At 30.8% G+C, this 22,186-nt stretch carries 19 protein-coding genes; 13 read left to right on the top strand and 6 right to left on the bottom strand.

All coding sequences use genetic code 11. From position 1 onward, the window contains the following. Window positions 1-11: 11 nt before the first annotated feature. Window positions 12-404 (bottom strand): response regulator, encoded by a 393-nt coding sequence (locus FHG05_RS12640; RefSeq protein WP_140998390.1) that lies wholly within the window; start codon window positions 402-404, stop codon window positions 12-14. After that, on the bottom strand, window positions 401-3,241 hold the full coding sequence (locus tag FHG05_RS12635; protein ID WP_140998389.1) for a PAS domain S-box protein: 2,841 nt from the start codon (window positions 3,239-3,241) through the stop codon (window positions 401-403). The genes FHG05_RS12640 and FHG05_RS12635 overlap by 4 nt, the downstream gene beginning before the upstream one ends. A 201-nt stretch (window positions 3,242-3,442) precedes the next feature. On the opposite strand from FHG05_RS12635, the gene FHG05_RS12630 reads away from it, so the two are divergent. The 5 genes from FHG05_RS12630 (at window position 3,443) to FHG05_RS12610 (ending at window position 7,006) form a co-directional block, all read left to right on the top strand. After that, window positions 3,443-4,162, top strand: a complete 720-nt coding sequence (locus tag FHG05_RS12630; protein ID WP_140998388.1) for a YebC/PmpR family DNA-binding transcriptional regulator — start codon at window positions 3,443-3,445, stop codon at window positions 4,160-4,162. A 135-nt stretch (window positions 4,163-4,297) separates the two neighbouring features. Then, on the top strand, window positions 4,298-4,951 hold the full coding sequence (locus tag FHG05_RS12625) for a TetR/AcrR family transcriptional regulator (protein ID WP_140998387.1): 654 nt from the start codon (window positions 4,298-4,300) through the stop codon (window positions 4,949-4,951). 58 nt (window positions 4,952-5,009) lie between these two features. Further along, window positions 5,010-6,326: an ABC1 kinase family protein gene (locus FHG05_RS12620; protein ID WP_140998386.1), complete on the top strand. Its 1,317-nt coding sequence runs from the start codon at window positions 5,010-5,012 to the stop codon at window positions 6,324-6,326. Further along, on the top strand, window positions 6,316-6,750 hold the full coding sequence (locus tag FHG05_RS12615; protein ID WP_140998411.1) for a hypothetical protein: 435 nt from the start codon (window positions 6,316-6,318) through the stop codon (window positions 6,748-6,750). The genes FHG05_RS12620 and FHG05_RS12615 overlap by 11 nt, the downstream gene beginning before the upstream one ends. Then, the gene (locus tag FHG05_RS12610) at window positions 6,728-7,006 is read left to right on the top strand and encodes a TIGR03643 family protein (RefSeq protein ID WP_140998385.1); all 279 of its coding nucleotides are present in this window, start codon (window positions 6,728-6,730) and stop codon (window positions 7,004-7,006) included. The genes FHG05_RS12615 and FHG05_RS12610 overlap by 23 nt, the downstream gene beginning before the upstream one ends. 1 nt (window position 7,007) lies before the next feature. On the opposite strand, the gene FHG05_RS12605 is transcribed toward FHG05_RS12610, so the two are convergent. Both FHG05_RS12605 and FHG05_RS12600 read right to left on the bottom strand, forming a co-directional pair. Further along, on the bottom strand, window positions 7,008-7,580 hold the full coding sequence (locus FHG05_RS12605; RefSeq protein ID WP_140998384.1) for a dual specificity protein phosphatase family protein: 573 nt from the start codon (window positions 7,578-7,580) through the stop codon (window positions 7,008-7,010). Window positions 7,581-7,582: 2 nt separating this feature from the next. Next, window positions 7,583-9,523: an LTA synthase family protein gene (locus FHG05_RS12600; protein WP_140998383.1), complete on the bottom strand. Its 1,941-nt coding sequence runs from the start codon at window positions 9,521-9,523 to the stop codon at window positions 7,583-7,585. A 339-nt stretch (window positions 9,524-9,862) separates the two neighbouring features. Here FHG05_RS12600 and FHG05_RS12595 point away from each other — a divergent pair, with 339 nt between their 5' ends. The 7 genes from FHG05_RS12595 (at window position 9,863) to FHG05_RS12565 (ending at window position 18,939) form a co-directional block, all read left to right on the top strand. Then, complete coding sequence (locus tag FHG05_RS12595) at window positions 9,863-11,638, top strand: AMP-dependent synthetase/ligase (protein WP_140998382.1); 1,776 nt, start codon at window positions 9,863-9,865, stop codon at window positions 11,636-11,638. A gap of 104 nt (window positions 11,639-11,742) precedes the next feature. Continuing rightward, complete coding sequence (locus FHG05_RS12590) at window positions 11,743-12,510, top strand: DUF4382 domain-containing protein (RefSeq protein ID WP_140998381.1); 768 nt, start codon at window positions 11,743-11,745, stop codon at window positions 12,508-12,510. A gap of 80 nt (window positions 12,511-12,590) precedes the next feature. Continuing rightward, window positions 12,591-13,049 carry a MarR family winged helix-turn-helix transcriptional regulator gene (locus tag FHG05_RS12585; RefSeq protein ID WP_140998380.1) on the top strand — a complete coding sequence of 153 codons (459 nt, stop codon included), beginning with the start codon at window positions 12,591-12,593 and terminating at the stop codon, window positions 13,047-13,049. An 8-nt stretch (window positions 13,050-13,057) separates the two neighbouring features. Further along, window positions 13,058-15,448, top strand: coding sequence for a 3-hydroxyacyl-CoA dehydrogenase/enoyl-CoA hydratase family protein (locus tag FHG05_RS12580; protein ID WP_140998379.1), 2,391 nt, complete (start codon window positions 13,058-13,060; stop codon window positions 15,446-15,448). Between the two features lie 77 nt (window positions 15,449-15,525). Beyond that, window positions 15,526-16,713, top strand: a complete 1,188-nt coding sequence (locus FHG05_RS12575) for an acetyl-CoA C-acyltransferase (protein WP_140998378.1) — start codon at window positions 15,526-15,528, stop codon at window positions 16,711-16,713. Between the two features lie 39 nt (window positions 16,714-16,752). Beyond that, window positions 16,753-17,103: a four helix bundle protein gene (locus FHG05_RS12570; RefSeq protein WP_140998377.1), complete on the top strand. Its 351-nt coding sequence runs from the start codon at window positions 16,753-16,755 to the stop codon at window positions 17,101-17,103. 45 nt (window positions 17,104-17,148) lie between these two features. After that, on the top strand, window positions 17,149-18,939 hold the full coding sequence (locus FHG05_RS12565) for an acyl-CoA dehydrogenase family protein (RefSeq protein ID WP_140998376.1): 1,791 nt from the start codon (window positions 17,149-17,151) through the stop codon (window positions 18,937-18,939). Window positions 18,940-19,024: 85 nt separating this feature from the next. On the opposite strand, the gene FHG05_RS12560 is transcribed toward FHG05_RS12565, so the two are convergent. Next, on the bottom strand, window positions 19,025-20,245 hold the full coding sequence (locus tag FHG05_RS12560; protein ID WP_140998375.1) for a cation:proton antiporter: 1,221 nt from the start codon (window positions 20,243-20,245) through the stop codon (window positions 19,025-19,027). A gap of 90 nt (window positions 20,246-20,335) precedes the next feature. Here FHG05_RS12560 and FHG05_RS12555 point away from each other — a divergent pair, with 90 nt between their 5' ends. Next, window positions 20,336-21,532, top strand: a complete 1,197-nt coding sequence (locus FHG05_RS12555; RefSeq protein WP_140998374.1) for an LETM1-related biofilm-associated protein — start codon at window positions 20,336-20,338, stop codon at window positions 21,530-21,532. Window positions 21,533-21,537: 5 nt separating this feature from the next. On the opposite strand, the gene can is transcribed toward FHG05_RS12555, so the two are convergent. Further along, window positions 21,538-22,173, bottom strand: a complete 636-nt coding sequence (gene can / locus FHG05_RS12550) for a carbonate dehydratase (protein ID WP_140998373.1) — start codon at window positions 22,171-22,173, stop codon at window positions 21,538-21,540. Window positions 22,174-22,186 lie beyond the last annotated feature (13 nt).

Genomic DNA, 22,186 nt, shown 5'->3' with positions numbered 1-22,186 from the left:
TTTTGTCTTACTTACATCGCTATTTGCAACAAATCATTGTAGGAAATAGGTTTTGTTAAATAGCCATTAATATTGGGATTGTTATCTACTTTTACTTTGTCTTCAAAAGCTATAGAAGAACTAGACATAAAAATTTTAATATTTTTTTGAGCCTCCATTTTTAGAAAAGCTTCAATTTCTGATAGAAATTCCCATCCATCCATTCGCGGCATTTCAATATCGAGAAGAATAATATCTGGTAACAACGTATTTTCGTTTCCTTCATTTTTAAGAGCATTTGAAGCCTCTTCTCCATTTGAAAATGTTTTTACATCATCAAATAAGTCCGATTTTGCAATTAGCTTTTGAATGACAAATTTATAGATGGCATCATCATCAATTATCCATATTGATTTTTTTTTCATAGAATATAGATTTTAAAGGTAGTTCCTTTGTCTAGCTCACTATCAACAGTAATGTTCCCTCCCATTGCTTCCACTTGATTTTTTGTAATAAACAAACCTATCCCTTTTGAATCTGTATAATGACTAAATGTTTTATACATCCCAAAGATTTTGTCTTTATTTTTTACTAAATCAATTCCAATTCCATTATCTGAAATCTCAATTATTTTAAACTCATTCTCTAGATAATATCGTATTGTAATTGTTGGTTTACGGTCTGGATGACTGTAACGAATAGCATTGGAAAGAATATTATAAAGTATACTTTCCATGTAAGCCGAATTATAATTTACTTCAATATGCGGACTAATTTCGTGTATTACACTTACTTTTTTCTCTTTAATTAATGGCGCTAACAATTGCAAAGTTGCCTCTATATAATCTAAAAGATTAATTTTTTCAATAGTCAAACTAATATTTGTCTGAATATTAACCACTTCATTTAAATTAACCATCGTCTCATTTAAGGAATCCGAAACCGTTTTTAGCATTCCTAACATTTCTTCTTTTTCCTTTTCATCTTCTGTAACTTCAATTAATCCTATCAAAGAAGTTATATTACTCGTGTGTGATCTTAAATTATGAGAAACAATATACGAAAAATTTAAAAGTCTTTTATTTTGTTCCGAGACCAAATTAAAGGAATTATGCAAATCTTTCTCTATTTCTTTGTTTTTGGTAATGTTAATCATAATCCCTCTTAAACTCACTACGTTATTATTTTCAGAAACGACATTAATAATATCTCGCAACCAAACAACCGAACCGTCTTTGGCTATCATTCGGTATTCAAAATCATGATCTAAATTATTTTTGGTTTGTTCTGAACAAAAATTAATGACGGTTGCTCTATCCTCTTCATGAATATGATTTTTCCAAAAATCTTTTTCAGACAACCATTCTTCTGCTGTATAGCCTAAAATATGCTCTACTTTTTTGCTAATAAACGTAAATTCAAAAGTCATTGCATCACATTCCCAAACAATACCATCAATTGTATTAATTAAAGATGCAATACGTTGTTGGGAATTTAATATAATTTGTTCATTAGACTTTCTATCTGTAATATCTTCAGTTGATACAATAATTCTATTTAGAGAGTCTTCATAACCCCGAATTACATTCCATCTTAAATCGATATATCTTAATTCCCCTTGAGCATTTTTAATTATTGTGTCTAGTACAAATTGTTTTTTATTTTGAGTAATCGCTATCAATTGATTTTTAAAATCGGTAAAAGCTCTTTTATTAAACAAAGCGGGTTTATAGGAAATAAGTTCTTGAATCGTCTTCACTTGATATAAGTTTAAACACGCCTGATTTACATTATTCAATCGAATTAAAGCATAAGCTTCTTCTACCACTTTTTTATTCTTTTCTAAATAGTTATTCACAAAATCGACATCCTTTCCTAATAATTCTAAATTTTTCAAATACTTTTTTACTTGCGAAAAATTTTCTTCTCTTAAGGGTAAAGGAGAATCCTCAAAAAGACTTTTAAAGTGATTCTCGCTCTTTTTTATTAATTCTTCTGTTTCTTTTTTAAGGGTTATGTCTTCAACAATTGAAATTAATGTAAAAGTATTTGAATCATTATCAATTAATAAAGGAGTCACGGTCAGATTTACCCAAACAATTTTTCCTTCACTATCAAAATATCTTTTTTCTAGAGAATATTGTTTGATTATTCTTTTATTTACTTTCTCAAGTAATTCTAAATCTTTAGGTAAGTCATCAGGATGCGTTATTTCTTGAAAGCTCTTTTCTTTCATTTCACTTTCAGTATAACCCACTATTTTGCAAAATTTATCATTAATTTCAATAAATTTACCAGTTGCTCCATCAACATTTGCAATTCCTAATGCAGCTTGTTCAAAAATAGTCTTAAAGCGCAGTTCACTACTTACTAATTTATTGGCCTGTTCTTTTACCAATTGTTCCAATTGCTCAGGTTTTTTCAATAATAAAATGATAAAAAAAGTAAACGTTAATGCCAGTAAAACACCTAATGCAATTTTTAACAAAAAACGGTAAAACAACATATTAGCTTTCTTATCCAAAATGTATAAATTCCAATCGCCATCAGGAACAAAACTACTCACATAATTGTCTTTTTTGAAAGGAACGCTTTGCTGTAAAAAAAAGACTTCTTCTTCCGTTTTAGGATTAATTTTAGACAATTGAAAACTAAAATTCTGACTATTGATAGCATTAATCCCTGAAGTTTCAAGTAGCCTATCCATTTTAATAATTACAGCAGAAAAACCCCAAAATTTATCTTTTATATATACAGGCAGCCTTCCTACAATGCCTTGACCACCTTGTTTGAGTTCAAAAGGTCCAGCAAAATACATTTTTTGAGTTTCAATAGATTTTAAGGCTTCCTCTTGTAAGTAATCTGATTTTAAGATATCCAATCCTGTAGCTTTTTCATTACCTGCTAAAGGATAAGTGTATTTAATGATACCATTAGGAACCATTTGTACCGCATTAATACTACTATTTGATGCTAAAAGCTTTCTTCCAATTACATCAAAATCTTTAGGAATTCCATTACTATCAATCGTTAAAGCTAATGTTAATGTGGTAGTGTAACAATTTTTGAGGGTTTGATCAATATTTTGAGTAATCGCATGCAACGTATTTGTCATTTCTACTCGTCTATTCTCTTTATCGATTTTATATTGTTGAAAAGCGATATAGCTAAAAATAAGAGATAAACTAATAAAAACGATTAAACCCGAAGCTCTTGGTTTTCTAAAAAACCAATTGATTAAATTGTAAATATTTTTACCCATTCATTTTTTATTTATCGAAATTATTTGCCAATAGTATAAAATTATTTAAAAAAAATGGATTATTTGCATTTAATCTATTATTGAATTAGAATAACTTTCTTTCAAATTACCTTAAAAGTATCCAAACATGCTTTATTTTTTAACTTATTTTGATATTGACAGTAAAAAAATTATTTTTGCTGCGATTAAAACAATTTAGAAATGGGAAGAGCATTTGAATTTAGAAAAGCACGTAAAATGAAACGTTGGTCTGCAATGGCTAAAACGTTTACTCGAATCGGAAAAGATATAGTTATTGCTGTAAAAGAAGGTGGTCCAAATCCAGAAACGAATGCTAGACTAAGAGCCGTTATACAAAATGCTAAGGCTGCAAATATGCCTAAAGATAATGTTGAACGTGCTATCAAAAAGGCATCTGATAAAGATACTGCTAACTATAAAGAAGTATTGTTTGAAGGCTATGCACCTCATGGAATTGCCATTTTAATTGAAACAGCAACCGATAATAATAATAGAACTGTAGCAAATATTAGAAGTTACTTCAATAAATGCAATGGAACTATGGGAACTCAAGGTTCCGTTGAATTTATGTTTGATCACACTTGTAATTTTAGAATACCAGCTGAAGGTCAAGATGTAGAGGAACTAGAATTAGAAATGATTGACTTCGGTGTAGAAGAAATTTTTGCTGATGAAGATGGCATTGTAATGTATGCTCCTTTTGAAAGTTTTGGGGCTATCCAAAAAGAATTAGAAAATAGAGGTTTAGAAATTTTATCTTCTGGTTTTGAACGTATTCCTCAAGTTACCAAAGAACTTACAGCTGAACAAGTTGCCGATGTGGAAAAATTATTAGAAAAGATCGAAGAAGATGATGATGTGATGAATGTATATCATACGATGCAAGAAACTATGGAATAAAATTCTTTCTATTTATAAATTCAAAGCTCAGATTGCAATCTGGGCTTTTTTTATCTACAAAATTTATACTTTGTTTAACTGTTTTTAAATTACACTTAAACAATTATTTCGTATCTTTGAGATAAAATATCGGTTATGGCAAAGAAATTAAATCTCACCAAAGAACGCATTCTTTCAGAATATTCAAAGTTTGTATTAACTGAAGGAAAAAAACCAAGTTCTATTTATCAGTTCTGTGAATATCTTAAAGTTGATGAAAGTAAATTTTATAGCTTTTTTACCAATTTTGACCAATTAGAAGCAGCTGTTTTTACCACTTTTTTTGATTCCACTTTATCTCTTTTGGAAGCCAGTGAAGAATATGCAACTTATGATGCAAAAACTAAATTATTAAGTTTCTATTATACTTATTTTGAACAAATGACTGCTAATAGAAGTTTTGTAATGCAGTTACTTCATGAAGATAAAAACCAGTTAAAAAATCTTAAGAAATTAAGTCTTCTTAGAATTCAGTTTAAAAATTTTGTGGATGCATTGGGTATTGAAACTTTAAAAATACCGCAAGAAACCCTTGAAAAATTCCAACAAAAAAGCATTTCGGAATTGAGTTGGATTCAATTTTTAATGACTTTAAAATTTTGGATAGACGACACCTCACCTTCTTTTGAAAAAACGGATGTGTTTATTGAAAAATCAATTCATGCCAGTTTTGACCTTATCGATATGACGCCGTTGAAAAACATTATTGATTTCGGAAAATTCCTCTGGAAAGAAAAGGTTTCCATATAACAACTTCATTTATTTCACTCGTTTAATTTTTTAAAACGTAATTTCAAAAATAGCCTTTATGAAATCTATCGATAGTATACCAACTTCCAAAATACAACGTGCCTCAAAATTAATTCAAACCGGAGCAAAAGTTGGTGTGAATTATTTGAAATATTATGGTGATAAACTAACAAAAACAGAAGAAGAAGCTAAAGAGAATTTAAACCTTTCTAATGCGGAAGATATTTATGACAGCTTGAAACAAATGAAAGGAAGTGCTTTAAAAGTGGCACAAATGCTCAGTATGGAAAAAAGCATCTTACCTAGAGCTTATGTAGAGAAGTTTTCATTATCTCAATTTTCTGTACCTCCTCTTTCCGCTCCACTAGTTTTAAAGACTTTCAAAAAGTATTTTGGTAAAAGTCCAAATGAAATTTTTGATGCATTTAATTTAGAAGCCATTAATGCTGCTAGCATTGGTCAAGTACATCAAGCAACATTAAATGGAAAAAAATTAGCTGTAAAAATTCAATATCCTGGTGTTGCTGAAAGTATTTCCTCCGATTTAGCTTTGGTAAAACCGATTGCAATTAAAATGTTCAATATTAAGGGAAAAGATTCTGATAAGTATTTCAAAGAAGTGGAAGAAAAACTTATTGAAGAAACCGATTATATCAACGAAGTAAAGCAAAGTAAAGAAATAGTAGGAGCATGTCAACATTTACCCAATCTTCAATTTCCAAATTATTATGAGAAATGGTCTTCGGAACGAATCATAACTATGGATTGGATGAGTGGCAAACACCTTTCAGAGTTTAGTATTTCAAATACGAATTCAGAATTAGCAAATACTATCGGACAAGCTTTATGGGATTTTTATATGTACCAAATACACATACTTAGAAAAGTACATGCTGATCCTCATCCAGGAAATTTTTTGGTATCTGAAGAAGGAAAATTAATTGTTCTCGATTTTGGCTGTATGAAAACGGTTCCTAATGACTTTTACATCCCTTATTTTGAATTGGCTAAAAAAGAAAATATAGATAATCCCGTTGTTTTTGAAGAAAAACTATACCAACTTGAAATTTTAAAACCAGAAGATACAGCTAAAGAGAAAAAATTCTTTTCCGAACTTTTCCATGAAATGTTGAGTCTCTTTACACAGCCTTTCCATCAAGAAACATTTGATTTTGCTGACGAAACTTTTTTTGGTCAAATTGCCGAATTAGGTGAACGTTATTCTAAAAGTACAGAAATAAGAAACATGAATGGAAATCGAGGTTCTAAACATTTTATTTATATCAATAGAACCTTTTTTGGCTTATATAATTTAATGCATGACATAAAAGCAAATGCAATTCAAATTAATAACTTTAAGAATTATGTTGTTTAATACCACTTATGTAGATAATGCTATAACAAGAGAAATCAATACCTTATTAGGTAAACCTTACTCTTTTTTAAAAGCGATACAATTAAAAGGGACTGGTTCGCATCGAATGATGATTGAAGAAGTGAGTCCTCATTTTAGGAATGTGTTAAATACCAATTCAGATATTAATTATGCAAATATTGAACTAAGACCCAAAGGCATCATTTTGCATATTAATAAAGGCTTACAAAATTACTCTTGGATCATTCCTTATTTCAAACTTGCTCTTTTTCAATCTGAAACACTAAGCATTCACGCAGATGGCATGTTCATCAAATTTAGAAACAATCAATATGTAAGAAAAAACTATAGTTTTTTAGCGAAGATTTTACGTTTAAAAGAACAATTCATTCAATCTGATTATGTCAATATCTCTAACACCTGAACAAATTGATCGTATTATAGAAATGGCTTGGGAAGACCGAACTCCTTTTGAAGCCATTACATTTCAATTTGGTATAACCGAAATGGAAACCAAAGCATTAATGCGCAAAGAATTAAAACGTTCTAGCTATGAATTGTGGAGAAAAAGAGTTACCAATCGTAAAACCAAACATCAAAAATTAAGAAATTTTGAAGAAGGCAGATTTAAATGTACCCGACAAAGACAGATTTCAAATAACAAAATCGCAAAAAGATAATTTACTTTACGCTATCTTTTCTTTTGGTATAATTGAATAAATAATCGCCTTTAGGTTTTCCTAAATCAAACGAACTCCATTTGGTTAAAAAACGTGTACTTTGTCTTGCTTCATTTGGGTCCATTCCTTCATATTCAATTCGATAAATAGCAGAATACATTTCCGCTCTACCTACTCCATGGTAACAGTGTATTAAAACAGGATAATTATCTGGGTTATCCATAATTTCAAAAAACATTTTTAAATTATGTTCTTGTGGTACTTGGTCTGAACCATTATTAAAATATTGAACACCATCTAGTTTTGCAATGGCTTCTTTTTCGGCAGTTAATTCTTCTGGAATTTCAGGATTATTCACATCATCACCAGTACCAGGAAAACGTAAATCCACCACACTTTTAATGTGATGTTCTTTAATATATTTTGGTAATTCATCAGGTGGAATAACCCCACTCTTATATACTTTCCCTTCAGTAATTGTCTCAAAATTATGATTAATATGCATATCATAATAGTATTTCCCACCAAAAATGGCAGCTACTACAATTACTAAAATTATTATTTTCTTTTTCATTTTTATTTTTGAGTTGTTAAGTTTTTATCTAAAATTCGATCAAAATAATCTTGAATAAATGCTTTACATTGTTGCTCTAAACGATTCATTTTTTCATTTCTTTGATTAATGAGATTATGAGATAAAGTAACATCTTGTACCTCATAAAAACCAATAGCATTAGTTCCATCAAACAAACAAATATATCCATCTTTCATAAAATAATAAATGTTTGAATTGAAATTAATTAAATAAGGTTCAATATCGTCCTCAGTAGTTAACAAACTTCTGCCCCAACTTCTAAAAGGTTTATCGTAACCAATCATATCCATTACTGTTGGGTAAATATCGATATGTTGTGCAATTTCATTACTTTCTCCAACAAAATCACTATTTGGTTTATAAATTAATATCGGAATTGCGTTTCGATTCATAATATTATCGTAAAAATGCTCTTTATAACTTACTTGGTTACAATGATCTGCAGTAATAATAAAAATAGTGTTAGAAAACCATGGCTCTTTCTTAGCGGCTTCAAAGAATTTCTTAAAAGCGTAATCGGTATATCCAACACATTGATGCATTTGTACATTCCCTTTTGGAAACTTTCCTTCAAATTCTTTAGGAATAACATAAGGTTCATGAGAAGTAACTGTAAAAACGGTACCAAAAAATGGTTGCTGTTTTTTACTTAAAGTAGCATTCATGAACTGTAAAAAAGGTTCGTCCCAAATTCCCCAAGAACCATCAAAATCGGCATCATTCCCATATTCTGTTTTGCCGTAATAATGATCAAAACCTAGAATATTACTGTATCCTAAAAAGCCCATAGAACCATTTGGTGCACCATGAAAAAAAGAAGTATCATAGCCTTTACTATTCAAACAAGAAACCATCGACTCAATTTTTTGCTGTGCAAAAGGTGAAGAGGTAAAAGCATCTTTAAATGAGGGTATTCCAGAAATAATAGAAGACATACCATGAATGGATTTATATCCATTAGAATATGCATTAGTAAAAATCATACTATGCTGTGCTAAAGAATCTAAGAAAGGTGTATAACTCACATAATCCTTAATCCCTGCATTTTTATTAAAAGCTCCAATATATTCTCTCCCCATACTTTCAGTTATAATCAGAACAATATTAGGTTTTGAAGGCGAATTAGAATGATAGAATTTAATAGGTTTAAAATTTTCTTCAATCACATTTTGAGCAATATTAAAATCTTGCTTTTTGAATGATTTTACTCTAATGGTTCGCAAAAAAGTAAAAGGAGAATTTAATACTAAATCCGCTTGCTTAATTTTCTTAACATGTCGGTTGGCATCCACTAAATTAATAGGACGCGTACTTTTTTTAAAGTCTCCACGAATACCTCCAACACATAAAGTCGTAATGATTAAAACACCAATTACAGATTTCATAATGTATTTCACTTTAGAATCCTCTCTCAAGTTATGTTTTATCTTAACTTTTTTGTAAAGGAAAATCCATAATACAGCCATTGCAACATATAGTAAAAATACATGCCAATACGTAATTAAAAACCTAAAAAGCATACTTCCTTTTCCTTCTTCGTGTTTAATAATGTCCCAAGCAGCTAATGTTAATCTTGCAAAATTATACTTGTAATAAATAAAGTCAATAAAATTCAAAGCATAAAAAACAAGATTTGTGATGAAGTAAAACCAAAATAAAAAGTTTTGGTAACTGGCTTTGGTATTTATAAAAAAAGGAAAAATCGAGAGTAGAATAAAAAGTCCGTTTATATATAAAATTGCAGTAGTATCAAATGCCAAACCATGATAGGCAATTTTTAAAAACTCTCCTATTGAATCTACTTCAACAATGTTTGCATTATAAATATAAAATAAAATTCGGGCAATAAAATAAAATAAATATACTAATCCTACTCGATATAATACTACTTTGTATTCCTCTAATCTAAAAAATGACTTCATTAATTATTTAATCTTAATTTAATGCAAAAATAATAATATATAATGAAGTTACTGATACATTTAACGTAGTATTTAAAATTTTAAAACGTAGGAATGAAAGCTAAAATAAAATAATCTGTATTGTTACAATTGCATAAAATGACCCTAATTTTTTCATTAAAATGATTTTTTTATAGTTTTTTATTTTAAAAATAGGGTACAAAATAAATTTATCAAAAATACTATGCATGCATAATATATTAACTATCAAATAATTAATTAAAATATTTAACATATTCATAAATAATTGGTTAATTAATAATAATTTTATAATTTGCATACTATTAAAAATGTAAATTTATGTCTACCATTACCCGCTTGTTTGATTTCCCTTATCATCAACTTGAAAAATATAATTTATCGGATGCATTAGTAACAAAATATGGTGAAGAATGGATCAAAACTTCTACAAAAGAATATTTAGTTAAAGCCAATACCATTTCTAGGGCTTTCCTGCGTTTAGGAGTTCAAAAAAATGATAAAATTGCTGTTATTTCTTCTAACAATAGAACAGAATGGCATATTTGTGATATTGGTATTTTACAAACTGGTGCTCAAAATGTTCCTATTTACCCTACTATTACTTCTGAAGATTATGAATATATCTTAAATCATTCTGGTTCATCTTACTGTTTGGTTTCTGATGAAGAAGTTTTTGAAAAAGTAAAGTCAATTAAGAACAATGTTCCTACTTTAAAAGAAATTTATTCTTTTAATACTATTCCTGGCTGTAAAAATTGGAATGAATTATTAGAGTTAGGTAAAGATGAATCGAATCAAGATGTTGTTGAAGATAGAAAAAATAATGTTGTTACTACAGACTTAGCTACTATTATTTATACTTCTGGAACTACTGGTAGACCAAAAGGTGTTATGTTATCCCATCAAAATATTGTTTCAGATGTATTACTAAGTTCTTCTAGGGTACCTTTACATTCGGGAAATTCAATAGCATTAAGTTTTTTACCTATCTGTCATATTTTTGAAAGAATGCTTACTTATTTGTACCAACATCATGGTATATCCATCTATTTTGCAGAAAGTATCGAAAAAATAAGCGATAATTTAAAAGAGGTGAAACCCCATGTAATGTCGGTTGTTCCCAGACTTTTAGAGAAAGTATATGATAAAATCTATGCTAAAGGAGCTGATTTAACTGGAATTAAGAAAAAACTTTTCTTCTGGGCTTTAGATTTAGGTATGGATTACAAACCTTATGGTGAGAATGGATTCTTATATGAACTAAAATTAAAAGTTGCCCGAAAACTTATTTTTTCTAAGTGGCAAGAAGGATTAGGAGGTCGTTTAGAATTATTAGTGTGCGGAAGTGCCGCTTTACAAACGCGATTATCCAAAGTTTTTTGCGCTGCCAACATTCCTGTTATGGAAGGATATGGTTTAACAGAAACCTCTCCAGTAATATCAGTTAATGATATGAGAAATCATGGTTTTAGAGTTGGAACTGTCGGAAAAGTACTCGATGGTGTTGAGGTGAAAATAGCAGAAGACGGTGAAATTTTATGCAAAGGCCCTAATGTAATGATGGGATATTATAAAGATGAGGAGAAAACCAATGAAGTACTAGAAAATGGCTACTTCCATACGGGAGATATTGGAGAAATAGACCAAGATGGCTTTTTAAAAATTACAGATCGTAAGAAAGAAATGTTCAAAACTTCGGGTGGAAAATATGTAGCCCCTCAAATTTTAGAGAATGCTTTTAAACAATCTCGTTTTATTGAACAAATAATGGTTATTGGTGAAGGTGAAAAAATGCCAGCTGCTTTTATTCAACCAAATTTTGAATTCATTAAAGATTGGGCAAATAGAAAAAATATTTCCATTGGTGCTACAGATGCAGAAATTGCTTCTAACGAAAATGTAATTCAAAGAATACAAGAAGAAATTGATCATGCGAATGAAAAATTTGGAAATTGGGAAAAAGTAAAACGTTTCGAATTAACTCCAGATGTGTGGTCTATTGAAGGAGGTCATTTAACACCAACTATGAAATTAAAGAGAAAAATAATTATTGAGAAATATAAAGATTTATATACTAAGATATACGGAAATTAATTTTTTTGTTATTAGAATTATATAAACATTGATAAAAATACTGTAAGGCAATTTGTTGCAAATTAAATGACCTTTGTATCATTAACATTTAAAAACAAATTGCAATGAAAAAGATTTTTTTATTATTTACAGCAGCAGCATCCTTATTTTTAGCATCTTGTAACGACGATGATTCAAGTTCAAATGCGCAATATAGTTATAAAGTAAGAATGACAGATGCTCCTGGCCCATATGATGCAGTATATATTGATGTAAGAGGCGTTGAAGTTATTGGTTCAAATGGTACAACCATGACATTAGATACTGAAGCACAAGTTTACAACTTATTAGATTTATCTAATGGTGTAAGCATAGAAATTGCCTCAGACATGGTAGAAACTCCAAATGTAAATCAAGTACGATTAATATTAGGTACAAATAACTCAGTAGTAGTTGACGGTCAAACCTATCCTTTGAGCACTCCTAGTGCACAACAATCAGGTTTAAAAATCAATGTAAATCAACAGTTAGAAGCAAATGTAGCGAATACTTTATTAATAGATTTTGATGCACATCAATCAGTAGTTGAAGAAGGAAACGGAACCTACTCATTAAAACCAGTTTTAAGAATGGTTGAGTCAGACATTCAAGGTTCAATAAGTGGTTCTTTATCTGTTACCGCTGTTAATGCAACCATTACAGCTGAATCTACTACAGGAGCAACATATACAACAGTAGTAAATGAAAATGGAGCTTTTCAATTGGTAGGATTAAATGCAGGTACATACACCGTTACAATAACACCGGAATCGCCTCTATTACCTGAAATTATTACAAATGTTCAAGTTACTGCTGGCTCAGAAACCGCATTAGGAATAGTTAGTTTAGACTAATCAAAAAAATATTTAAAATAAATTAAAAAATACTATGCATGCATAGTATTTTTTTTTATATTTGCTAAAACGTTTTCGAAATGCAAGATAAAACAATCGATTATATTTTAAGATATACATGGCAAGCAGTAGCAAGAATGTATAACGAAGAAGCTTCTAAATATGGAGCAACAATGGCTACTGGTTTTGCTTTACTAAGTATTGATAAAGAAAAAGGAACTCCTTCTACTATGCTAGGTCCAAAAATGGGAATGGAAGCTACAAGCTTAACTAGAACCCTAAAATCTATGGAAGAAAAAGGGTTAATTACTCGTAAAAAAAATCCTTCAGATGGTAGAGGTGTAATTATAGAACTCACAAAAGAAGGTCAAGAAAAAAGAGAACTTTCTAAAAATACCGTATTAAAATTCAATGAAACCATTAAAGAACATGTTTCAGAAGAAAAACTGATTCATTTTATGCAAGTGGCAGAAGTGATTAATGAATTAATTGCGGATAAGAAAATTTATTCAGAAAAGGAATTTGAAAACAAATTATAACCAAGTATATGAAACGTAATATTAAAAAAGTTGCTGTTATTGGTTCTGGAATTATGGGAAGTGGAATTGCTTGCCATTTTGCAAACATCGGTGTAGAAGTATTATTATTAGACATCGTTCCAAGAGAATTAACAGAAGCTGAACAGAAAAAAGGATTAACTTTAGAAAGTAAAGTGGTTAGAAATCGTTTAGTAAATGAACATCTAGCAAACGCTTTAAAATCGAAACCCTCTCCTATTTACCATCCAAGCTTTGCCAACAGAATTACTACGGGTAATACTACTGATGACATGCCAAAAATAGCAGATTCTGACTGGGTAATTGAAGTAGTTGTTGAAAGATTAGATATTAAAAAATTAGTCTTTGAACAAGTTGAAAAATACAGAAAACCAGGTACCTTAATTACGTCTAACACTTCTGGTATTCCTATTCATTTTATGAGCGAAGGAAGAAGTGAAGATTTCCAAAAACACTTCTGTGGCACACACTTCTTTAACCCTGCGCGTTACTTAAAATTATTCGAAATTATTCCTGGACCAAAAACGTCACAAGAAGTATTAGATTTCTTAAACGCTTATGGTGAAAAATTCTTAGGAAAAACTTCAGTTGTTGCAAAAGACACTCCTGCTTTTATTGGTAACAGAATTGGAATTTTCGGAATTCAAAGTTTATTCCACCAAGTAAAAGAAATGGGATTAACTGTTGAAGAAGTAGATAAATTAACGGGGCCAGTGATTGGTAGACCAAAATCAGCTACTTTCAGAACAGTTGATGTGGTTGGTTTGGATACATTAGTACATGTGGCTAACGGTATTTATGAGAACTGCCCGAATGATGAATCTCACGAATTATTCAAATTACCTGCTTTCGTACAAACCATGATGGATAACAATTGGTTAGGAAGTAAAACAGGACAAGGTTTCTATAAAAAAGAAGGAAAAGATATTCTCACTTTAGATTTAGATACATTAGAGTACAGACCTAATAAAAAAGCTTCTTTTGCTACTTTAGAATTGACTAAAACTATCGATAAACCGATTGATCGTTTTAAAGTATTAGTAAAAGGTAAAGATAAAGCGGGAGAATTTTACAGAAAGAATTTTTCAGCAATGTTCCAATATTGTTCTAACCGAGTTCCTGAAATAACAGAAGATTTCTACAAAATCGACGATGCAATGAAAGCTGGTTTCGGTTGGGAAAATGGTCCTTTTGAAATTTGGGATGCCATCGGTGTTGAAAAAGGTATTGAATTAATGAAAGCAGAAGGTTATGAACCAGCTGCTTGGGTTACTGAAATGATTGCTTCAGGAAACACTTCTTTTTATTCTGTTAAAGATGGAGCAACTTATTACTACAATATTCAGTCTAAAAAAGCAGAAAAAATTCCAGGACAAGATGCTTTTATTATCTTAAATAACATTCGCGAAAGCAAAAAAATATGGAATAATAGCGACTCTATTATTACGGATTTAGGAGATGGAATCATCAACTTAGAATTTACTTCAAAAATGAATTCTATTGGTGCTGGTGTACTTCAAGGTATTAATAAAGCAATTGATATAGCTGAAAAAGAATATAACGGTTTAGTTATTGGTAACCAAGGAGCGAATTTCTCTGTTGGAGCTAATTTAGGAATGATTTTCATGATGGCTGTAGAACAAGAATATGACGAATTGAACATGGCTATTAAAATGTTCCAAGACACCATGATGCGTTGTCGCTATTCTGCAATTCCAGTTATTGCTGCTCCTCATGGCATGACATTAGGTGGTGGTTGTGAATTAACAATGCATGCTGACCGCGCTGTTGCAGCTGCAGAAACATACATTGGTTTAGTAGAATTTGGTGTAGGTGTCATCCCTGGTGGTGGTGGTTCTAAAGAAATGGCTTTAAGAGCTTCTGACTTGTTCCGTAAAAATGATGTGGAATTAAATGTTTTACAAGAATACTTCTTAACTGTAGGTATGGCTAAAGTGGCTACTTCTGCTTATGAAGGATTTGATACAGGAGTTCTTCTTAAAGGAAGAGATATGGTTGTTGTAAACAAAGATCGTCAAATTGCTACTGCGAAACAAGTGGCTTTACAAATGGCAGAACAAGGTTATACGCAAGCTCCTAGAAGAAAAGACATTAAAGTATTAGGGAAGCAAGCTTTAGGTATGTTTTTAGTTGGTACTGACAGTATGGAAGCTGGAAAATACATCTCAGAACATGATAAGAAGATAGCCAATAAATTAGCTTACGTAATGGCTGGTGGTGATTTATCTGAACCAACTCTAGTTACGGAACAATATTTATTAGACCTTGAAAGAGAAGCTTTCCTATCCTTAACTGGTGAAAGAAAATCTTTAGAGAGAATTCAATACATGTTAACGAAAGGGAAACCTCTTAGAAATTAGAAACAAGAAAAAAGAAGCAAGAAAAAGTAACTCTCTTTTCTCTTTTCTCTTTCTTCTTTCCTCTAAAAATAAAAATTATGAAAACAGCATATATAGTAAAAGCGTATAGAACTGCAGTAGGTAAAGCACCTAAAGGTGTTTTTCGTTTCAAAAGACCAGATGAATTGGCTGCAGAAACTATAGAACACATGATGAAAGAATTACCTAATTTCGATAAAACACGTATCGATGATGTAATGGTAGGTAATGCAATGCCAGAAGCAGAACAAGGATTAAATGTAGGTCGTTTAATTTCATTAATGGGATTAAAAGTAGAAGATGTTCCTGGTGTAACTGTAAACAGATATTGTGCTTCTGGAATTGAAACAATTGGAATGGCCACAGCCAAAATTCAAGCTGGAATGGCCGACTGTATTATCGCAGGTGGTGCAGAAAGTATGAGTTATATTCCAATGGGTGGTTATAAACCCACTCCAGATTATAAATTGTCTAAAGAAGGGCATGAAGATTACTACTGGGGAATGGGATTAACAGCAGAAGCTGTTGCAAAACAATTTAATGTTTCTCGTGAAGATCAAGATGAGTTTGCGTATCATTCTCACATGAAAGCTTTAAAAGCACAAGCAGAAGGACGATTTGATGACCAAATCGTACCGATTACAGTAGAAGAAACTTTTGTAAATGAAAATGGAAAGAAAGAAACACGTTCTTACGTAGTAACAAAAGACGAAGGTCCTAGAGCAGGAACTTCAGTTGAAGCTTTATCAAAATTAAGACCTGTATTTGCTGCAGACGGAAGTGTTACAGCGGGTAACTCATCTCAAATGAGTGATGGGGCTGCTTTTGTTTTAGTCATGAGTGAAGAAATGGTAAAAGAATTAAATTTAGAACCTATTGCTCGTTTGGTAAATTTTGCTTCAGCTGGTGTAGAACCAAGAATTATGGGTATCGGACCTGTAAAGGCTATTCCAAAAGCCTTAAAACAAGCTGGTTTAAAACAATCAGATATCGATTTAATTGAATTAAATGAAGCTTTCGCTTCACAATCATTGGCAGTAATTCGTGAGTTAAATCTTAACCCTGAGATTATCAATGTAAATGGTGGTGCCATTTCCTTAGGACATCCTCTAGGTTGTACAGGTGCAAAATTATCCGTTCAATTGTTTGACGAAATGCGCAAACGTGGTAATGCAAAATACGGAATGGTAACTATGTGTGTAGGAACCGGACAAGGTACTGCAGGAATTTATGAGTTTTTAAAATAAAAAACAGAAAAAAGAGGCAAGAAGAAAGATAAAAGACTGATGAAGCATAACTTTAAAAATCTTAAAATATGGATTTTAGCAATGGAGATTGCACATGATATTCATAGTATAAGTTTAGATTTTCCAAATAATGAAGTTTATGGTTTAACCAATCAAATGAAAAGGGCTTCGGTTTCAATACCGTCTAATATTGCTGAAGGATCAAATAGAGAAAATACTCATTTTAAACATTTTCTAAATATTAGTTTAGGCTCTTCTTTCGAATTACAAACTCAATTATTAATAGCATTACAAAACAATTATATAACTCAAGAAAAAACGACTGAAATAGAAAATAAGATTATTGAATTCCAAAAAATGACAACTGGTTTTATCAGTAGATTGGAATAATCTTTTTTCTTGTTTCTTTCTTCTTTTCTCTAAAAAAAATAAAATATGTCAGATATTATCAGAGGAGGTCAATTCCTAGTTAAAGAAACAAAATGTGAGGACATCTTCACACCTGAAGATTTCTCAGAAGAGCAAGTTATGATGCGTGATTCTGTTATCGAATTCGTAGATAAAGAATTATGGCCAAATAAAGAGCGTTTTGAGAAAAAAGATTATGCACTTACTGAAGAAGTAATGCGTAAAGCAGGAGAATTAGGTTATTTAAGTGTTGCAGTTCCTGAAGCATATGGAGGAATGGAAATGGGGTTCACCAATACCGTTTTAGTTTGTGACTATATTTCTGGAGCAACCGGATCTTTTTCAACAGCTTTTGGAGCTCATACAGGAATTGGAACAATGCCAATTACTTTATATGGAACGGAAGAGCAAAAACAAAAATATGTTCCTAAATTAGCTTCTGGGGAGTGGTTTGGTGCCTACTGTTTAACAGAACCAGGAGCAGGTTCTGATGCTAATTCTGGTAAAACAAAAGCGGTTTTATCTGAAGACGGGACTCATTATAAAATTACAGGTGGAAAAATGTGGATTTCGAATGCAGGTTTCTGTTCGGTTTTCATCGTTTTTGCACGTATTGAAGATGATAAAAACATTACTGGTTTTATCGTTGAAAACGACCCTTCAAACGGAATTTCTTTAGGAGACGAAGAGCACAAATTAGGGATTCGCTCCTCTTCTACGCGTCAGGTTTTCTTCAACGAAACCAAAGTTCCTGTAGAAAATATGTTAGCAGGTCGTGGTGAAGGATTTAAAATTGCTATGAATGCTTTAAACGTAGGACGTATTAAATTAGCTGCAGCTTGTTTAGAAGCGCAAAGAAGAACAATTTCTGGCGCAGTGAACTATGCAAATGAAAGAATTCAGTTTAAAACCCCTATTGCTAACTTTGGTGCTATCCAATCTAAATTAGCTGAAATGGCAACCAATGCTTATGCTGGAGAAAGTGCTACTTATAGAGCAGCTAATGACATTGAAAAAAGAATTGATATTAGAGTAAATGAAGGAAACTCGCACCAAGAAGCAGAATTAAAAGGTGTTGAAGAATTTGCAATTGAGTGTTCTATCTTAAAAGTAGCGGTTTCAGAAGATGTACAAAGCTGTACAGATGAAGGAATCCAAATTTTTGGAGGTATGGGATTCTCTGAAGATGCTCCAATGGAAAGTGCATGGAGAGATGCACGTATTGCTCGTATCTATGAAGGAACTAATGAAATCAACAGAATGCTTTCTGTAGGTATGTTAGTGAAAAAAGCTATGAAAGGTCATGTTGATTTATTAGGTCCTGCAATGGCTGTAGCTGAAGAATTAATGGGTATTCCATCTTTTGATGTGCCTGATTATTCAGAATTATTTGCTGAAGAAAAAGAAATGATTGCTAAATTGAAAAAAGTATTCTTAATGGTTGCTGGTGCTGCTGTTCAAAAATTCGGACCAGAATTAGAGTCACACCAACAATTATTAATGGCTGCTTCTGATATTTTAATCGAAATTTATATGGCAGAAAGCACGATTCTTAGAACTGAGAAATTAGCTAAGAAAGAAGGTGCTGCTAAAGTACAAGAACAAATTGCTATGGCTCAATTATACTTATACCATGCGGTTGATACCGTGAACCAAAAAGGAAAAGAAGGAATTGTTTCTTTTGCTGAAGGTGACGAACAACGCATGATGTTAATGGGTCTTAAGCGTTTTACAAAATATACCAATATGCCTAACGTAATTGGTTTAAGAGAAAAAATTGCAGCAAAATTAATTAGCGAAAATAAATATTGCTACTAAAAAACAACTGTAATTTTTTGGTTTAGTTTGTTTAAAAATCCACTTTTATAAAGTGGATTTTTTTTATTCTTTAATTTTTAGTCACCTATATTGGAACATCCATATCAATGGTTAGGTTCTCTCCTTTTCCACCTTCTTTTGGATCTTCTTTCTTATTAAAGATTAAACCAAACATCATAATTAAAGCTGTTAAAACAATAACTTGAATAATTAAAGCTTTATTAACCAAAGGAATTTTACTATCGTCTGGAATGCTTAAAAATAATAAAATGGTAATTAATCCTCTTGGAGCAATGTACAATAAAGGCATTAACTTTACTTTAAATATTTTTAATTGAATGGCTCTTACTAAATAAATTAAAATCACAATTCCTATCGCTAACTCCAAAGTATGTGGATTTAAAATATCTTCTGTTTTCATTAGAAAACCAAACAATAAAAAGAAAAGTGAACGTACTAAAAAGGCTGCTTCAATAATTAATTCTTTAAATTTTTTAACCTCTTTATCTAACGAACGTGGTTTTAAATATTGAATGGCTCTAAAGCGCTCTAACTCATCAAAATTTCCAATAAACAAACCAAATAGCATAATAAAGATTAAAGCTGGCAAATGATAAATTTCAGAAATAGCAAAGATTAAAATAATTAAAAGTACAATGGGTGCAAACTTAATATGATGGTCTATTCGACTTAATAAAAATGCCAAGAATGCGGATGCAATAAACGAAATCAATAACATCAATAAAATTTGTAAACCAAAATGCCCTAATGTATCTAAATTAATTACCGAGTTTAACGCAATAAAGTTAAAAAACAATACTCCAATAATATCGGAAAGACTACTTTCGTAAATTGCAAATTCTTTATTGAATGCATTTAAATGTCCTACACTGGAAATCGCAATTGCACTACTTATAATACACAACGGTACCGCATTGATTAAACCGTCTTTATAACTGGAATCTAAAAAATAATAAAAGAAATGTCCAATGACAAAAGCGGTTACAAATAAAGGAATAATTGCCGTAACCAATGTTTTCCCTACAAAAGGAAGCTTCTTTTTATTTAATTCTAACTCTAAGGAACCTTCTAAAACAATCAACACTAATCCTAATGTTCCAAAAAAGGGTAATAAGGAATTCAAATCGGGAATAACAATATGAAAAACATCTGTAATTTGTTTTACTAACCAACCCAATAGCAACAATAAAATTACTGAAGGAATTTTAGTTTTAGAGGAACTTATCGTAAACGCATAAGCCAATAACAGTAAGACACAGATAGTTATAATTATGGCAAAATTCATACAAGAATATTTTTTAGCAAGATATAAATACTTTGCAAATTTAACAGTATAGAAACAAGAAATTTTTAACTTTGCTTCAATATTTTTAAAATGATAAACCCTTCAATTAACGGTTGGATTGACAAATTTTTTACAGAAAATCAAAGTAATTTTAAAGCTTATTTTGATTATGAATCTTTTTATCAAGATTTAAGAAATTCTGGCTTCATTTATGGACATCCCGTAAGCATCATTTTAAAAAAACCGATTGACCTTTCTGGACTTTCGTTAGACGAAATTACAAAAATTGCTTTTTTAAATACGTTGTATGCTACTTTTTGTCTCAAAACAAATGATACAGATACTTCCGTATTTCTAAAAAGTATTAATTCTTTCTATAAATCAGTACAAAATGAAAATTATACATTTCTAACCAAACTACTTCCTACAGCTTCTAAAAGTTCGCAATTAGAAAGTATCATTAACGATCGTATTCAAACCAATCAAAATATCATTACGAAAAGTTTTTCACACATTGTTATCAATGCCATGCTTTTCGTAGACGTTTTAGGCTATGCTAATTTTATAAATAATCCTGATTTTTCAGATAAATATTTAAAAGATTTTGAATCGAGTTGCATGAAAGTCGTTTCAATCGCTTTTAAAACCAAGGTAAATAAATCAAAATACGATGAACTTTTAGTGAAGTTATTTGAAAACTCATTGCGGTACACTAAGTTTCAAAATATTGAAGAGTTAACGCTAGAAGAAATTAATTTCAAACGATTCGAATCTATAATTGAAAAATTATATCTTTTGGATGTAGTCGAAATGGCGATGTGGAGTGATCAAAAATTAGAAGCTAAGGAACTGGATTTATTACACGTATTGGTTGACAAATTAAACTTAAAAAAAGTGTATTTAGAAACTAGTTTACTTGCTATTGAACATTTCATTACTACTTATAAAGATGAAATATCGTATTTCAATTTTTCAAATCCAGTAAAGCATTTCTACGATCAAACAAACAAAACGGTTACCAAATTAATTACACGCAATAAAAAAAGACTGATTAAGGAAATTTCAGAAAGCAAAGAATTAATGGTGCTTTTAGCAAAATCGACCACGAAAGAATTGGATAAAGATGAAAAAAAGAAAGTAAAAAAACAGTTACTCGATATTTGTAAAACCATACCATCGTTAACTATCTTTTTACTTCCTGGTGGCGGTATCTTATTACCTATTTTAGTAAAGTATATTCCGCAACTCTTACCTTCTGCTTTTAATGAAAACTTAGAAGAAGACTAAGTTATTTAAAATTTTAATTGGTATACTTCATCCAAATCTTCGTTTGAAGTAATATTTACCCCTAAATCGGTTACATAACCCGAATTTAAACCGTACACCCAACCGTGTAAAAATAATTTTTGCCCATTTTTCCAAGCGCCTTGAACAATTGAGGTTTTGGCCAAATCATATACTTGTTCTTTAACATTTAACTCTACAAAACGATTGAATCGGTCTTTTTCATCTGTAATAGCATCTAATTCTTGTTGGTGAAAACGATACACATCTTTAATATGACGAATCCAATTGTCAATTACGCCAATGGAACTATTTCCCATCGCCGCTTTTACACCACCACATCCATAATGGCCACAAACAATAACATGTGTCACTTTTAAAGCATTTACAGCGTAATCCAAAACACTCAACATATTCATATCGCTATGTACTACCATGTTTGCAATGTTTCTATGTACAAAAACTTCTCCTGGCTCAGCACCAATAATTTCATTTGCAGGAACGCGACTATCTGAACATCCAATCCAAAGAAGTGGTGGTTGCTGGCCTTCCGCTAAATGATTAAAATAATCAGGGCTTATTTTTAGTTTATCTTCTACCCATTTCTTATTGTTCTCTAGTATTTTTTTATAAAATTCTGCCATACTATTTTTTCTA

The organism is Flavobacterium profundi, assembly GCF_006491645.1.
Lineage (GTDB): Bacteria > Bacteroidota > Bacteroidia > Flavobacteriales > Flavobacteriaceae > Flavobacterium > Flavobacterium profundi.
This window is presented reverse-complemented; position numbering and strand designations above follow the sequence as displayed.

Excerpts from the sequence above, each read along its gene's own strand:
- FHG05_RS12640 (WP_140998390.1), bottom strand. The coding sequence starts at position 404 with ATGAAAAAAAAATCAATATGGATAATTGATGATGATGCCATCTATAAA.
- FHG05_RS12635 (WP_140998389.1), bottom strand. The coding sequence starts at position 3,241 with ATGGGTAAAAATATTTACAATTTAATCAATTGGTTTTTTAGAAAACCA.
- FHG05_RS12630 (WP_140998388.1), top strand. The coding sequence starts at position 3,443 with ATGGGAAGAGCATTTGAATTTAGAAAAGCACGTAAAATGAAACGTTGG.
- FHG05_RS12625 (WP_140998387.1), top strand. The coding sequence starts at position 4,298 with ATGGCAAAGAAATTAAATCTCACCAAAGAACGCATTCTTTCAGAATAT.
- FHG05_RS12620 (WP_140998386.1), top strand. The coding sequence starts at position 5,010 with ATGAAATCTATCGATAGTATACCAACTTCCAAAATACAACGTGCCTCA.
- FHG05_RS12615 (WP_140998411.1), top strand. The coding sequence starts at position 6,316 with ATGTTGTTTAATACCACTTATGTAGATAATGCTATAACAAGAGAAATC.
- FHG05_RS12610 (WP_140998385.1), top strand. The coding sequence starts at position 6,728 with ATGTCAATATCTCTAACACCTGAACAAATTGATCGTATTATAGAAATG.
- FHG05_RS12605 (WP_140998384.1), bottom strand. The coding sequence starts at position 7,580 with ATGAAAAAGAAAATAATAATTTTAGTAATTGTAGTAGCTGCCATTTTT.
- FHG05_RS12600 (WP_140998383.1), bottom strand. The coding sequence starts at position 9,523 with ATGAAGTCATTTTTTAGATTAGAGGAATACAAAGTAGTATTATATCGA.
- FHG05_RS12595 (WP_140998382.1), top strand. The coding sequence starts at position 9,863 with ATGTCTACCATTACCCGCTTGTTTGATTTCCCTTATCATCAACTTGAA.
- FHG05_RS12590 (WP_140998381.1), top strand. The coding sequence starts at position 11,743 with ATGAAAAAGATTTTTTTATTATTTACAGCAGCAGCATCCTTATTTTTA.
- FHG05_RS12585 (WP_140998380.1), top strand. The coding sequence starts at position 12,591 with ATGCAAGATAAAACAATCGATTATATTTTAAGATATACATGGCAAGCA.
- FHG05_RS12580 (WP_140998379.1), top strand. The coding sequence starts at position 13,058 with ATGAAACGTAATATTAAAAAAGTTGCTGTTATTGGTTCTGGAATTATG.
- FHG05_RS12575 (WP_140998378.1), top strand. The coding sequence starts at position 15,526 with ATGAAAACAGCATATATAGTAAAAGCGTATAGAACTGCAGTAGGTAAA.
- FHG05_RS12570 (WP_140998377.1), top strand. The coding sequence starts at position 16,753 with ATGAAGCATAACTTTAAAAATCTTAAAATATGGATTTTAGCAATGGAG.
- FHG05_RS12565 (WP_140998376.1), top strand. The coding sequence starts at position 17,149 with ATGTCAGATATTATCAGAGGAGGTCAATTCCTAGTTAAAGAAACAAAA.
- FHG05_RS12560 (WP_140998375.1), bottom strand. The coding sequence starts at position 20,245 with ATGAATTTTGCCATAATTATAACTATCTGTGTCTTACTGTTATTGGCT.
- FHG05_RS12555 (WP_140998374.1), top strand. The coding sequence starts at position 20,336 with ATGATAAACCCTTCAATTAACGGTTGGATTGACAAATTTTTTACAGAA.
- can (WP_140998373.1), bottom strand. The coding sequence starts at position 22,173 with ATGGCAGAATTTTATAAAAAAATACTAGAGAACAATAAGAAATGGGTA.